Below are 13,953 nucleotides of genomic sequence, written 5' to 3'. Positions count from 1 at the left end.
CGTCCGCGTTCAGCGCGCGCCCAAGCGAGCCTCCACCCGGTCGATGTTCTCGCGGTGCGCATTCAGCATCGCCAGCAGCCGGTCCTGGATATCGCATTCTCTCACGCGGGGAATCATGGCTTCGAGCTTTCTCACCACCCATGCCTGCCCCCGGTTGAGAAAGGCCATCCGCGCCTGCAGGTCGGCGATCGCCATGGCCTTGCCGTAAAAGGCGCCGGTGTGCGATCCCGGCTTTTCCCCCAAGGACTGGATCGCCACGGTCAGCATTGCGCACCATTTCAGCTCGTCACGGCGTATGGATTCCATCAACGCCCGCGTCCCGGGATCGCTCAATTGGGCCGCGGTTTCCTCCGCCACCCGCACCCCGGCCCGCTCCGCCTCGAGCAGCTCGTTCAGCGCGGCCACCAATTCTTCCCGTGACAGTTGACCCATATATGCCGCATCGGCCTCGTCCGCATAACAAACCGGGGACGCCCGCTCTCCGGCAGGTCCGGGTGCGGACCCGTGATCGGCCTTGGATTTCATGGTTCCTCCTAACCCGAGCGTTAATGTGGTTGCTTGGCTCGACGATGCGGCACCGTTGGTGCGCCGCCCTCTCCTTTACACGTTTATACGGCGCGGCACAGGGCGCTGGCGAGGCGCAGGCCCGCACGCACGCCCCCCGCGTCGGATGCAGCCGGGCGGACCCCGGGTAAACCCCAGCCAAATCGTCGCAACTTTACGTCATTCTTAAGATGCCGCCCGAGTGCGCCAAAGGGATGGGCTGTATCATTTTGTGTCATGCCCACCCCCGAGCCTCCAACCTGTTCGCCGGAACGTTTGTCTTCCCGCGACCTCGAACCCGCGCTGCGCTTCGACATCTGGCGCGAGCAGGCACATCAATGGGTGGAAATGCTGCCTTTGCCTCCCGGCGTGGAACTGGATGCCGATCTTGTCATCCTGCGTAGCAATGCATGCGTCTTCGGCACCATGCGTTCCTCAGCCTACGCCATGCGGGCCGCCTCGCGACGCCTGGCACACGCGCCCGATATGGTAGTCGTCGCGCTGGTCCAGTCCGGCGAATTGCTTCGGGACGCGCGGCCAGGCGAATTCCAGCGGGCGGGGCCCGGGACGCTCGGCCTGTACGACCCTTGGCGCACCGGCGATTACCGCTGGAGCGCAGGCTCACGGGAGACTTTTCTCGCCCTGCCACGCGAAGAAGTGCGCGCGGCGCTCGGCAGGGATCCGGGCAATGCCCCCATCCCCTTGGACCGGTGTGTGCTGGCCCCCACGCTCGCGAGCCAACTCAATCATCTTGCACTCCTGGCACGCCAGCCGCACAAGCTCGATAACCGGGAATACGCCGCCTTGCTCGAAGGAACGCGGGGGCTGGCGCTCCTGATGCTGCGCAACCTCGGGAGACGCGGGGAAGCCTCCTCCTCCGACGCCGAGGATGACTTGAACGCCGGGCGCTACGAAGCGGCGCTGCGCTTCATGGAACGCGAAGCCCACCGCCACGACTTGGACGCGGCCGCCATCGCGCGCGGCGCGGGCTGCTCGCGCACCCGCCTGTATGCTGCGTTCGCCTCGCGTGGAGAAACCGTGATGGGGATGCTGCGGGAAATCCGCCTGCACCGAGCCAAGGCCATGCTCGAGCAGAGTCCACGGCTACACATCGGCTCGCTTTCGTGGCGCTGCGGATTCGCCGACCAGTCCACTTTCAGCAAGGTGTTCAAGGCGCGCTTCGGCATGCTTCCCTCCGAATGGCACCACCGGGTTTGGACGAACCCGGGGTGCGAGGGAACGCCCCCTAGGGACGCTGCCCAGCCCCCCGCCTGAAATGCCGTCCCTGCGCGCATCAGGCCTGCCCTGCCGACGCCCGCCCCGCTTCCTGCAGCTTTTGACATAACAGCTTTGACGCCCCGGCGGATACCCCGCGGACGCTGCGCTGCCTACAGTGCGCCTATCGCCGGGAGCCCGGGTCGAACACGCCAAGAAAACCCCGCCCGGCTTACGAGCGTCCACGCCGGACCGTCCAACAACCTCGAATAAAGGGAGACTCCAGTGAACATCGATCGACGCCGACGCGCGCTCGCGCTGGGCGCCATGGCGCTGCCCCTGGCCGCGACCGTGCCCCCCGCCCGTGCTGCCGACAAATACCCCTCGCGCCCCATCCGCATCATCGTGCCGTTGGCGCCAGGTGGCTCCGCGGACACGATATGCCGCCTCCTCGCCAATGGCCTGGCCAAGGTTCTCGGTCAGCCGGTGGTCGTCGAGAACCGCCCCGGCGCCGGCGGCTTGACCGGTCTCGCGGAAGTCGCGCGATCGGCCGCTGACGGCTATACGCTGGGTTACTCGCTTGCTGGCGCACTGACCGTGGCGCCCCACATCGCGCGCAAGATGCCTTACGACCCATTCAAGGACCTGGTCCCGGTGTCGCAGGTCATCGGCGTACCGGAGATCCTCGTCGCCAACCCGCGCACCGGCGCCAAGATCTTGGGCGAGTTGGTCTCGTACGCCAAAGCCAACCCCGGCAAGCTCAACTTCGGGTCGGCGGGCAATGCCACGATCCCGCACTTGGGGGGCGAGCTGTTCAAGCGCGTGGCCGGCGTCGAAATGGTGCACGTGCCTTATCGCGGGTCGGGTCCAGCGCTGAACGATTTGTTGGCCGGCCAGGTACAGTTCATGGTATCGGACATCACTTTGGTGCGCTCACACATCGAAGCAGGCCGGCTCACCGGCTTGGCCGTCGCCGGTCCGCGCCGGGTTCCCCAGTTGCCGAACCTGCCCACTACCGCCGAGGCCGGCCTGCCCGCCATGCAAGTGTCCAACTGGCACGGCATGGTGGCGCCCGCGGGGTTGTCCCCGGCGCTGCTGCCCCAACTGCACGACGCCATCGTGAAGGCCATGGCCCTGCCCGAACTCAAAGAGCGCATCGATTCCGAGGGCGCGGAAATCGTGGCCAGCAGCTCCGCGGACTTCGGTGCTTTCCTGAAACAAGAAAGCGCAAAGTGGGGTGGCTTGGTGAAGGAATTGGGCATACAGTGGGATTGAGCGCAGGCGGCACGCCTCAGCCTTGAGGCGGCGCCTTCCCTCTCGCTCCAGAGGTGGATTCGAGCTGGTGGGGCTCACGCGCATCCCGGCTGCTATCATGCGCTCCACGGCGGCCGCCCCGCCTCGGCGCGGCGCGTTCCCGCCGGTGGCCGCCCTGCCCCTATCACTGCCTGGAGTCCCATCGCCCGATGAAGCTCGCCACCTGGAACATCAACTCCCTCAACGTTCGTCTGCCTCAGGTCATCGCTTACCTGCAGGCCAATCCGGTGGATGCGCTGTGCCTGCAGGAGCTCAAACTCCCCGACGACAAGTTTCCCGTCGCCGCGCTGGAGGAAATCGGCTATCGCGCCGTGTTCACCGGCCAAAAGACCTACAACGGCGTCGCCATCTTGACGCGCGACCCCGTACGCGACGTCACCAAGAACATCGACGGCTTCGACGACACCCAGCAGCGCGTCATTGCCGCGACGCTGGATACGCCCGCCGGCGAACTGCGCGTCGTCAGCGCCTATTGCCCCAACGGCCAGTCGGTTGGTAGCGACAAGTACGAGTACAAGCTGAAATGGTTCGCGGCCTTCCGCGATGCCTTGCAGAAGGAGCTGGCCCGCTACCCCCGCCTCGCCGTGTTGGGCGACTATAACGTGGCGCCTGAGGACCGAGACGTGCACGATCCGGCCAAATGGGAAGGGAGCGTACTGGTGTCCGAGCCGGAGCGCGCCGCATTTCGTTCCCTGTTGGATATCGGCCTGCATGACGCGTTCCGCTTGTTCGAGCAGCCGCCCAAGTCCTTCAGCTGGTGGGACTACCGCCAACTGGCGTTCCGCCGCAACGCGGGCCTGCGGATTGACCATATCCTTCTCTCGGACCCGCTCAAGGCCGTATGCAGCGCCTGCGTCATCGACCGCGAAATCCGCAAGAATCCGCAACCGTCAGACCACGCGCCCGTCGTCGCGACGCTGGAGATCCCCGCTGCCCCTCGGTAACAAGACACCGGCTGATCTCATGATCGGTAACAACCGCGCATGCCGCCCAGGCGACGCAAAATGACTACTATCCCATAACTAGCGCATCGCCTTCCCACCCATATCTCTCACGCTGGATGACCACGCACACCGATCCGACGGGTCCTACGCTGGGCGCCATGCTGCGCAAGCTGCTCGGCGGCCTGGTCGCACTGGGCGGACTGCTCGTGCTCGCACATGGATTGATTGCTGCCTTCTGGGACGGTCAGGCCCACGTCCAGGAAGCCCTGGTCGGAGGCACCATGGCCGCCGGGGCGACTGCCTTGGGCGCGCTGCCGGTGCTCTTTGCCCAGCGGCTGTCCGACCGCATGCAAGACACCCTGTTTGGCTTTGGGGCCGGCGTCATGTTGGCGGCGAGTGGATTCTCGCTGGTGGTGCCGGGCCTGGAGGCCGCCAAGGCCCAAGGATCCGGGCCTTGGGGTGCGGGCCTCATCGTGGGTGCGGCCATCCTGCTGGGCGCGGCGATGCTGCTGGCCATGGAGCGCTACCTGCCGCACGAGCACTTCATCAAGGGCGTGGAAGGCACTCCCAAGCACTCGGCAGTACGCATCCGCCGGACCTGGATGTTCATCTTTGCGATCGCGCTGCACAACTTGCCCGAAGGGCTGGCGATAGGCGTGGCCTTTGCAGGGACAGACGCGCTGCGTGCCGCGGCGCTGACCACGGGCATATCGATCCAGGACATTCCCGAGGGGCTCGTCGTCGCCGTGGCACTGGTCAGCATCGGCTACCGTCGTCTGACGGCGGTCGCGCTAGGCATTGCCAGCGGCCTGGTGGAGCCCCTGGCGGCGGTGATCGGATCGGCCATCGTCGGCTTTTCCGCCGCATTGCTGCCCTGGGGACTGGGGTTCGCCGCGGGGGCCATGTTGTTCGTCATCAGCCATGAGATCATCCCCGAATCTCATCGCAAAGGTCACGAGGTCTTCGCCACCTGCGGCCTGATGGTGGGCTTCGTCATCATGATGCTGCTGGATACCGCACTGGGCTGAGCCGGGCGCAGACGCCGCCGTCCACACCCGGCCGACGCTTCAGTCGTCGTCCTCGAGCCCAAGGTCCTGGATCTTGCGCGTGATGGTATTGCGACCTATGCCGAGCTTGACCGCCGCCTCGATCCGGCGCCCCCGCGTCGCCCGCAGCGCGGTCGTGATCAGCGTGCTCTCGAATTGGCGAGTCAGGGTTTGCATGATGTCCGGCTCGCCGCGCTGCAAGCGCTGCTCGACATCACTTTGCAGCCCGGCCAGCCATTGGCTGGTGCGGTCACCGACGGCCACCGCGCCGCGCGCGCTCGCATCGGAGGGGGACGACGTCGTCGCGGTGCGCTCGCCCACGCTGGCCGCAACGTCTGCCGCCGCGACTTCGCTCGCGGTCGCCGCGTGACTGTCCTGCTGGATCTTCTCCAACAGTTCCGAAGGCAAATCCTGCACGTCGACCGTTTGGGCCGGCGCCATGACGGTAAGCCAATGGCAGATATTCTCCAGCTGGCGCACGTTGCCCGGGAAGGGAAAGCGCGACAGTGCCGCCAACGCCGCCGGGGTCAGGCGCTTGGGCTCGACGCCCAGGTCCCGCGCGCTGCGCGCAAGGAAATGACGCGCGAGAAGCGGGATGTCTTCGGCGCGCTCGCGCAAGGGAGGCAGCCTGAGGCGAATGACATTGAGCCGGTGGAACAAATCCTCGCGAAACAGCCCTTGCTTGACGCGCTCCTCCAGCGGCTGGTGAGTGGCTGCGATGACCCGCACGTTGGCATGTACGGGGCTATGGCCGCCCACGCGATAAAAACTGCCGTCCGACAATACGCGCAGCAGGCGGGTCTGCAACTCGGCGGGCATGTCGCCGATCTCATCGAGGAATAGCGTGCCGCCGTCGGCCTGCTCGAACCGCCCTCGCCGCATGCTTTGCGCACCCGTAAAGGCGCCGCGTTCATGCCCGAACAGTTCCGACTCCAGCAGGTCACGCGGAATGGCGGCGGTATTGATGGCAACGAAAGGGCCGGAAGCCCGGGCACTGTGGCGATGCAGTGCCCGCGCCACCAACTCTTTGCCGCTGCCCGACTCCCCGGTGATCATGACGGTCACCTGAGACTGCGACAGCCGCCCGATCGCACGGAAAACCTCTTGCATGGCGGGCGCCTGGCCGAGGATCTCGGGCGTTCCTACCAGCGTTTCCTCGGCGGAGGCTTCCTCGCGCAGGCTTTCCTCGACGGCGCGCCGGATCAATTCCGTGGCGGTGTCGACGTCGAACGGCTTGGGCAGATATTCGAACGCCCCCCCTTGGAAGGCGGACACGGCGCTTTCGAGATCCGAATAGGCGGTCATCACGATGACCGGCAAGGCGGGAAAGCGACGTTTGACCGCCTGCAGCAGTTCGATGCCGCCCGCCCCCGGCATCCGGATGTCGGTGACCAGGACTTGAGGCACGTCCTCGCCCAGCGCATCCAGGGCCTCGCGCGCCGTTCCGAAACTGCGGGTAGGCAAATTCTCGCGCGCCAAGGCTTTCTCGAGCACCCAGCGGATCGAACGGTCGTCATCTACGATCCAGATTGGTTTCATCGCTGCTTTCCTAGGAACGCTGGCAAAAGATACTCCATTCACTTCATCAATTCGGCCAATCAAGGCAGGGGCAGCAGCAACCGGAAATCGGTGAAGCCAGGTCGGCTCTCGCATTCGATCACTCCCTCGTGCTGCTGCACGAATGTCTGCGCCAAGGTCAATCCCAATCCGCTGCCGCCTTCACGTCCTGACACCAGTGGGTGGAAGATCCGGTCCAGCAATTCAGGGGGAATGCCCGGGCCGTTGTCTATCACATGCAATTCCAATGCCAGCTTGAAACGCTGCTTGGCCAAAGTCACCTGGCGCGCCACGCGAGTGCGCAACGTGATCTCGGCATCGCCGGCCGCGATGCGCTCGGACAAGGCCTCTGCGGCATTGCGCACGATGTTCAGCACGGCCTGGATCAGTTGCGCCTTGTCGCCCCGGAACTCCGGGATGGCGGCGTCGTAATCGCGCACGATCTTGAGCCCAGTCGGGTACTCTGCCAGCACCAGGGAGCGAACGCGCTCGCACACCTCGTGGATGTTGACGTCGCCCACGATGCGCGGCGCCCTGTGGGGCGCCAGCAGTCGATCCACCAGGGTTTGCAGCCGGTCGGCCTCCTGGATGATGACCTGGGTGTACTCGATGAGCGCCGGTTCCGACAGCTCGGCCTCCAACAGTTGCGCCGCCCCGCGCAGCCCGCCCAACGGGTTCTTGATCTCGTGCGCCAGGTTGCGCAACAGCTCGCGATTGGCCTGTGCCTGTTCCAGCAAGCGCTCTTCCCGGTCCACCTTCAGCTGCTGCTCGATCTCGCGCAGTTCGATCAGGGCTGGCCAGGGCTGCCCATACAGCGTCACGACGGTGGCCGACACCTGGGTCGGTTCCCTTCCCAGGCGATCGATCTCCAAGATCTGGCGCTTGGCGGCGAACTGCTGCGCCTTCGCCTCTTCCAGGGACTGGTGCAACTGCTCGCCATCCCGGAACAGGTCGCAGACCCGCACCGCGTACAGCTGCCGCACGGAAACTTCGAACAAGTCCTCGGCGGGCGCGTTGGCGTAACGGATCAGGCCATCGTCATCGATGACGAGAATGGCGCTAGACAACAGCTCGAACGCCGCGAAGGCATCGGTGCTACGGGACAGCGGATCGAGTGGCTTATGGTCCATACCAATGAAAACGGGGCGATCGCGCGCCCCGTTTCTCCTTGCTGACGACAGATCCAGCCTGGATCAGAGACCGTAGTACAGGTCGAACTCGAGCGGATGGGTCGTCGCACGGAAGCGCGTGACTTCTTCCATCTTCAGCTCGATGTAGGCGTCGATCATGGAGTTGCTGAACACGCCACCGCGGGTCAGGAACTCGCGATCCTTGTCGAGCGCTTCCAGGGCCTGGTCGAGGGACGAGCAGACGGTCGGGATCTTCGCGTCCTCTTCAGGCGGCAGGTCGTACAGGTTCTTGTCCGCGGGATCGCCGGGATGGATCTTGTTCATGACGCCGTCCAGGCCAGCCATCAGCAGGGCCGAGAACGCCAGGTACGGGTTGGCCAGGGGATCCGGGAAGCGCGTTTCGATGCGGCGCGCCTTCGGATTGGCAACGTACGGGATCCGGATCGAAGCCGAGCGGTTGCGGGCGGAGTAGGCCAGCTTCACCGGTGCCTCGAAGTGCGGAACCAGGCGCTTGTACGAGTTAGTGCCCGGGTTGGTGATGGCGTTCAGCGCGCGGGCGTGCTTGATGATGCCCCCGATGTAGTACAGCGCGAACTCGGACAGGCCGCCGTAGCCGTTGCCGGCGAACAGGTTCTGGCCGTCCTTCCAGACAGACTGGTGAACGTGCATGCCGGAACCGTTGTCGCCGACCACGGGCTTGGGCATGAACGTGGCGGTCTTGCCGTAGGCGGCCGCAACGTTCCACACGGTGTACTTCAGGATCTGGTTCCAGTCGGCGCGCTGCACCAGCGTCGCGAACTTGGTGCCGATTTCCATTTGGCCGGCGCCCGCCACTTCATGGTGGTGCACTTCGACCGGCACGCCTTGCTGCTCGAGCAACAGGCACATTTCGGAACGCAGGTCCTGGAAGGAGTCGGTCGGGGGAACCGGGAAGTAGCCGCCCTTGACTGCCGGACGGTGCGCCAGGTTGCCGCCTTCGTACTCGATGCCCGTGGACCACGAGGCTTCTTCGGACTTGATCTTGACGAAGCAGCCCGACATATCGACGTTCCAGGTCACGCCGTCGAACACGAAGAACTCGGGCTCAGGGCCGAAGTAGGCGGTGTCCCCCAGGCCGGACGACTTCAGGTAGGCCTCGGCACGCTTGGCCAGGGAGCGGGGATCGCGGTCATAGCCCTTCATGTCGGAAGGCTCGATCACGTCGCACGTCAGAATCAGGGTCGATTCTTCGCGGAACGGATCCAGGCGGGCCGTGCCGGCATCCGGCATCAACAGCATGTCCGAAGCCTCGATGCCTTTCCAGCCGGCGATCGAAGAGCCATCGAAGGCGTGGCCCGATTCGAACTTGTCTTCGTCCACGACGCTGGCGGGCACGGTTACGTGCTGCTCCTTGCCGCGGGTATCCGTGAAACGGTAATCAACGAATTTGACTTCGTTGTCCGCAATCATCTTGAGGACGTCTTTAGGCGTTGCCATTAGGGCTCCTGATAAGTCTCGTAATCGCCCCCGGCTCCTCCGGGGGTGCAGCGTTCTCGACATGCATACCGCCCGGCCGGAGCTGGGCTAATAGGTTGCGCCTGAGTAAAAGCAGTTTCCGTGCCAGTGCGGGCGCCACCGGCGTGATGCGCAAGTTTACAAGGGGCCCTGGCATTCTCCGCCGGGGGCACGCTTAGGCCAGTACCCCGGACGCACGCTTACGGTGCATCATACGACGAATAAATCACCAACTTGGGGCATTTCGTCAATAAATGTCTATTTCGCACCACTTGGGTGCAAGCGTGCCGTTTAATAGCGCAGCACGCCCAAGTCTGGTCAATCGCGAGCGAGCGCGCCGCATGCGCCCCCATTGCGGGGCCCGGACTCAACCGAGAAAAAGGCTTTGCAGATCGTTGAGGAAGCGGCGTCCCAGCGGCGTGGCGCGAAGACGGGTCGGATCCTCGTCCAGCAGTCCCTGTTCGACGGCACGTGCGAGCGGCTTGGCGATTGCGGCTAGGTTCAGCCCCGTGCGTTCGGAGAAACTGGCGGTGGGAACCCCGTCGGTCAGCCTCAGCGCATTGAGCATGAACTCGAACGGCAGGTCATCCGGACTCACCTCCCGGGACTCCGCGAGGTGGGAACTCCCCTGTGCCGGCTCGAGCAGCGCGTCCATCCACGACTGCGGATTGCGCACCCTCGCCTCGCGGAGGATCCGGTCATGGAAAGACAACTTTCCGTGAGCGCCCGGTCCGATGCCCAGATAGTCCCCGAACTCCCAGTAATTCAGGTTGTGCCTGCAGCGCCCTCCCGGCTTGGCATAGGCAGACACCTCGTAATGGTCGTAGCCGGCGGCGGCCAGCCGCTCCTCGATGCGATCCTGCATCTCGAATGCCGTGTCGTCGTCGGGAAGCGCCGGCGGGTATTTGGCGAACACCGTGTTCGGCTCAAGCGTCAGGTGGTAGATGGACAAATGCTCGGTGCCGAAGGCTAGCGCCGTCTCCACGTCCTGCATGCACGCTTCGACGGTTTGGCCAGGCAAGGCAAACATCAGGTCGAGATTCACCCGTTCCACGTGACGCTGGGCGACGGCAATGGCCTGCCGGGCTGCCAGCCCGTCGTGGATACGCCCGAGCGCCCGAAGACTGCCGTCGTCGAAGCTCTGTATGCCCAGCGAAATGCGGTTCACGCCGCTCGCGGCGTAGTCGGCGAACCGCGCCGCTTCGACGGTGCCGGGGTTGGCCTCCATCGTGATCTCGGCATCGGGCAGCAGTTGCAAGCGCGAACGCAACAGCGACAGCATGGCATCTACCGTCTTGGCCGACAACAGGCTTGGCGTGCCGCCGCCGATGAAAACCGAAACCACCTTGCGCCCCCATACCTGGGGCAGGCTCTGGTCAAGATCTGCCGTCAGCGCCGCCAGATAACGCTCTTCAGGCAGGTCTTGGGGCGCTGCATGCGAGTTGAAATCGCAATAAGGGCATTTGCGCACGCACCATGGTACGTGAACGTAGACCGACAAAGGCGGCAAACTCGTCAGTAGGCTGGGCCCCGGCGAAACCGGCACGGGCGCCTTCGTCGGCGTAGCGCCCTGCCCGGCCGGCCGGATGGGAATGGACCTGGTCATCACAGCGCGTCGAGCTTGCCCATCAAGGCCTGCAGCGCCTGGGCGCGATGGCTCAAGCGATTTTTTTCCTCAGGCGTGAGCTCGGCCGCGGTTCGGCCGAGGGCGGGCAGGAAAAAATACGGGTCGTACCCGAACCCGCCATTGCCGCGGGGCGCCTCGATGATCTCGCCCCACCACAGGCCTTCGCCGATGAGCGGTTGCGGGTCGTCCGCCGAGCGCGTCAGCACCAGCGCGGCATAGTAATAGGCCCGGCGGTCCGTCGCGCCGCGCAGCCTTTCGACCACCAGCGCATTGTTCGCGGCATCGGATTTCTCCCCGCCGTTACGCTCGGCGTAGCGCGCCGAATACACGCCGGGTTCGCCGCCCAGCGCCATCACGCAGACGCCTGAGTCATCGGCCAGCGCGGGCAGCCCCGTCAGCCGGCTGGCATGCCGCGCCTTGGCCAGGGCATTCTCGATGAACGTGACGTGGGGCTCTTCGGCCTCGGGCACCCCCAGGACGCCCTGCGGCACGAGTTCGAAGCCGCGCGGCGCCAACAGCGCCGAAAACTCACGCAGTTTCCCCGCGTTGTTGGAAGCCAGGACCAATTTTTTCATGGGTTTGCGCTCCGCATCCAGCCTATGCTTCAGCGCCCGGGATACGGTTGCGCCAGCGCCTCACGCTGCAAGCGCACCAATTCGGCGATGCCCGTCTCGGCCAGCTGGAGCAGCGCGTCCATCTCTTTGCGTGAAAACGGCGCGCCCTCGGCCGTGCCCTGGACCTCGACGTAGGCACCGCTACCCGTCATCACCACGTTCATGTCGGTCTCGCATTGAGAATCCTCGGCATAGTCCAGGTCCAGCACCGGCTGCCCCGCATAAATGCCGACGGACACGGCTGCAACGTGATCGCGGATGGGAGACGCCTCGAGTTCGCCGCGCGCCATCAACAGCGCCACAGCATCGCTGGCCGCGACGAACGCGCCGGTGATGCTGGCGGTACGCGTGCCGCCGTCGGCCTGGATGACGTCGCAATCCAGGTGCAACGTGCGCTCGCCGAGCTTGCCCAGGTCGAACACGGCACGCAGGCTGCGCCCGATCAGGCGCTGGATTTCTTGGGTACGCCCGCTTTGCTTGCCCTTGGCCGCTTCACGACTGCCCCGGGTGTGGGTGGCGCGCGGCAACATGCCGTACTCAGCCGTGACCCACCCCTGCCCCGTTCCCTTGAGAAAGGCCGGCACCTTATCTTCGACGCTGGCCGTACAAATCACCTGCGTGTTGCCGAACGCAACCAGCACCGACCCTTCGGCGTAACGCGTATATCCGCGCTGCAGGGTGACCGGGCGAAGCGAGGCCGGGTCGCGGCCGGACGGCCGGGCGAACGAAGGGGGAACAACACTCATGAAACACTCCAGATCGATGGGCGAGTCGGCCGGAGCCGGACTCGATGCGACAGCGCCAGGGGCGCTGCCGGCGGATCCAGACATTGTACGAGCAACCCCCAAGACCCCTCGCCCGTTTTATCATGCGAGTTCGTGCCGACCCACGCCCGGCCGCGTCGCCGTGCATGTCGGCTCCGCCCACGCTCTCACAGGCCTTCCCCATGATCCGTAGCATGACCGCCTTCGGCGCCGCTCGCGCCGATACCGACCACGGTTCCATCTCCATCGAACTGCGCAGCGTCAACAGTCGCTTCCTCGACCTGCATTTCCGCATGCCGGACGAGCTGCGCACGCTCGAAACCTCGCTGCGCGAACTCCTAACCAACGCCGTGGCCCGCGGCAAGATCGAAGTACGCGCAACCATCCAGCGCCGAGTCGTGGCCGACCCGGACTCCATCAACGTCGCCGCGCTGGAACAGGCGGCTTCGCTGTTCCGCAAGGTGCAGGCAGTTTTTCCGGAGGCACAGCCGCCCCGCCTGGCCGAGTTGCTCGCCTGGCCGGGCGTCCAGGCCGCCGAAGAATCGGAGGACACCTGGCGCGAGGCCGCCCTGCGCGCTGCCTCGGAAGCGCTGGCGCAAATGCAGGCGGCGCGGGACCGCGAAGGGGAGCGGCTTGCGGCCATGATCGCCGACCGGGCCGAGTCCGTGGCAGCCATCGTCGCCGAGGTCGAACAGCGGATGCCCCAATTGGTGCAGGAATACCGCGAACGGCTGGCGCGCAAGCTGCGCGACACGATCGAAGCGGCCTTCCCGGGCGGGTTCCAGCACATTCGCGGCGAAGAATTGTCGGAGCGCCTGGCGCATGAAGCCACCCTGTTCGGCCTGCGCATCGACGTGGCCGAAGAGCTGTCCCGCCTACACTCCCACCTGGCCGAGCTCAAGCAGCTGCTGGGCAAAGGCGGCACGGGCAAGAAGGCCGACAAAGGCAGTGCCGGCAAGCGGCTGGACTTCCTATTCCAGGAAATGAACCGCGAGGCCAACACCTTGGGATCGAAAGCAGGCGGGCTGGAAGTCACCCGCGCGGCCATGGACCTGAAGCTCCTGATCGAGCAGATGCGGGAGCAGGCGCAGAATATCGAGTAAGGCGTGAACACAATGCAGCGCCCGCGGGATCTTTTCCGGGCCTGGGCTAACGGTCGACGTGCCCCAGGTCGCGGCCGGGATCCAGCCGGTCGCGCACGCGCTGCTTCAATGTCTTGGCATCCGGAAATCCGCCATCCGCCTTGCGGTCCCAGATGAGGTCTCCATCGTAGCGGATCTGGAAAACCCCGCCCGTAGCGGGCTCCAACGCGACCCGGCCAAGGTCGGTGCCAAACGTAGACAACAGCTCCTGCGCCATCCACGCGGCGCGCAACAGCCATTGGCACTGGGTGCAATAGGTAATCGCGATGGTAGGTCGGGAGCCGGCAGGCATGGACGAATTCTCCGTTAGGCAACGGGCAGCAGCGCCTCGAGCCTCGCCTTCAGCAAGCTCGGGAACTGGGCTTTCCACCGGGCGTTCGCCGGTGAAGGATGAGGCAGCGGGTGCAGGTGGACCGTGCGTTGCGCGCCGTCCACCTGCAATGATGTGGCCAGGCTGCGCTCGTATTTGTCCTCCCGCTGCCAGAACGCCCGCCCAGGCCTAGAATAGGCGAGAGTCGATCCCGCCCAGCGGCGGCGTAAGCCGCTGCATCGATGCGATCCAA

General features: G+C 65.3%; 13 protein-coding genes. 5 read left to right on the top strand and 8 right to left on the bottom strand.

Annotated elements, in window-relative coordinates:
- Window positions 1-9 precede the first annotated feature (9 nt).
- A complete protein-coding gene (locus Q0319_RS08265) occupies window positions 10-525 on the bottom strand; it encodes a DUF6306 domain-containing protein (RefSeq protein ID WP_299451740.1) in 516 nt (171 codons plus the stop codon).
- 294 nt (window positions 526-819) lie between these two features.
- Between Q0319_RS08265 and Q0319_RS08260 the strand changes: the two genes are divergently transcribed.
- From Q0319_RS08260 to Q0319_RS08245, 4 genes are all read left to right on the top strand, one after another.
- Entirely contained in the window at window positions 820-1,818 is a 999-nt protein-coding gene (locus tag Q0319_RS08260; RefSeq protein WP_299451739.1) for an AraC family transcriptional regulator, read from the top strand.
- 225 nt (window positions 1,819-2,043) lie between these two features.
- Complete coding sequence (locus Q0319_RS08255) at window positions 2,044-3,033, top strand: tripartite tricarboxylate transporter substrate binding protein (RefSeq protein ID WP_299451737.1); 990 nt, start codon at window positions 2,044-2,046, stop codon at window positions 3,031-3,033.
- Between the two features lie 188 nt (window positions 3,034-3,221).
- The gene (locus Q0319_RS08250; protein WP_299451735.1) at window positions 3,222-4,016 is read left to right on the top strand and encodes an exodeoxyribonuclease III; all 795 of its coding nucleotides are present in this window, start codon (window positions 3,222-3,224) and stop codon (window positions 4,014-4,016) included.
- A gap of 116 nt (window positions 4,017-4,132) precedes the next feature.
- Window positions 4,133-5,044, top strand: coding sequence for a ZIP family metal transporter (locus Q0319_RS08245; RefSeq protein ID WP_299451733.1), 912 nt, complete (start codon window positions 4,133-4,135; stop codon window positions 5,042-5,044).
- A 39-nt stretch (window positions 5,045-5,083) separates the two neighbouring features.
- Here the strand turns inward: Q0319_RS08245 and ntrC are convergent, their stop codons facing one another.
- From ntrC to rph, 6 genes are all read right to left on the bottom strand, one after another.
- Window positions 5,084-6,601 (bottom strand): nitrogen regulation protein NR(I), encoded by a 1,518-nt coding sequence (gene ntrC, locus Q0319_RS08240; RefSeq protein WP_299451731.1) that lies wholly within the window; start codon window positions 6,599-6,601, stop codon window positions 5,084-5,086.
- A gap of 59 nt (window positions 6,602-6,660) precedes the next feature.
- Complete coding sequence (gene glnL / locus Q0319_RS08235; protein WP_296464851.1) at window positions 6,661-7,749, bottom strand: nitrogen regulation protein NR(II); 1,089 nt, start codon at window positions 7,747-7,749, stop codon at window positions 6,661-6,663.
- A gap of 63 nt (window positions 7,750-7,812) precedes the next feature.
- Complete coding sequence (gene glnA / locus Q0319_RS08230) at window positions 7,813-9,225, bottom strand: type I glutamate--ammonia ligase (protein WP_296464854.1); 1,413 nt, start codon at window positions 9,223-9,225, stop codon at window positions 7,813-7,815.
- Between the two features lie 385 nt (window positions 9,226-9,610).
- Complete coding sequence (gene hemW, locus Q0319_RS08225) at window positions 9,611-10,849, bottom strand: radical SAM family heme chaperone HemW (protein WP_296464857.1); 1,239 nt, start codon at window positions 10,847-10,849, stop codon at window positions 9,611-9,613.
- On the bottom strand, window positions 10,849-11,445 hold the full coding sequence (gene rdgB, locus Q0319_RS08220; RefSeq protein ID WP_296464860.1) for an RdgB/HAM1 family non-canonical purine NTP pyrophosphatase: 597 nt from the start codon (window positions 11,443-11,445) through the stop codon (window positions 10,849-10,851). Before rdgB ends, hemW begins: the two co-directional genes overlap by 1 nt.
- Before the next feature lie 29 nt (window positions 11,446-11,474).
- On the bottom strand, window positions 11,475-12,230 hold the full coding sequence (gene rph / locus Q0319_RS08215) for a ribonuclease PH (protein ID WP_296464863.1): 756 nt from the start codon (window positions 12,228-12,230) through the stop codon (window positions 11,475-11,477).
- A 200-nt stretch (window positions 12,231-12,430) separates the two neighbouring features.
- On the opposite strand from rph, the gene Q0319_RS08210 reads away from it, so the two are divergent.
- The gene (locus Q0319_RS08210; protein WP_296464865.1) at window positions 12,431-13,351 is read left to right on the top strand and encodes a YicC/YloC family endoribonuclease; all 921 of its coding nucleotides are present in this window, start codon (window positions 12,431-12,433) and stop codon (window positions 13,349-13,351) included.
- A gap of 46 nt (window positions 13,352-13,397) precedes the next feature.
- On the opposite strand, the gene Q0319_RS08205 is transcribed toward Q0319_RS08210, so the two are convergent.
- Window positions 13,398-13,682, bottom strand: a complete 285-nt coding sequence (locus tag Q0319_RS08205; protein ID WP_296464869.1) for a SelT/SelW/SelH family protein — start codon at window positions 13,680-13,682, stop codon at window positions 13,398-13,400.
- Between the last annotated feature and the right edge of the window lie 271 nt (window positions 13,683-13,953).

It is taken from the genome of uncultured Pigmentiphaga sp. (genome assembly GCF_937950555.1).
Classification (GTDB): Bacteria; Pseudomonadota; Gammaproteobacteria; order Burkholderiales; family Burkholderiaceae_B; genus Pigmentiphaga.
Note: the sequence above shows the minus strand (reverse complement) of the source record. Positions and strands in the feature narration are given on the sequence as shown.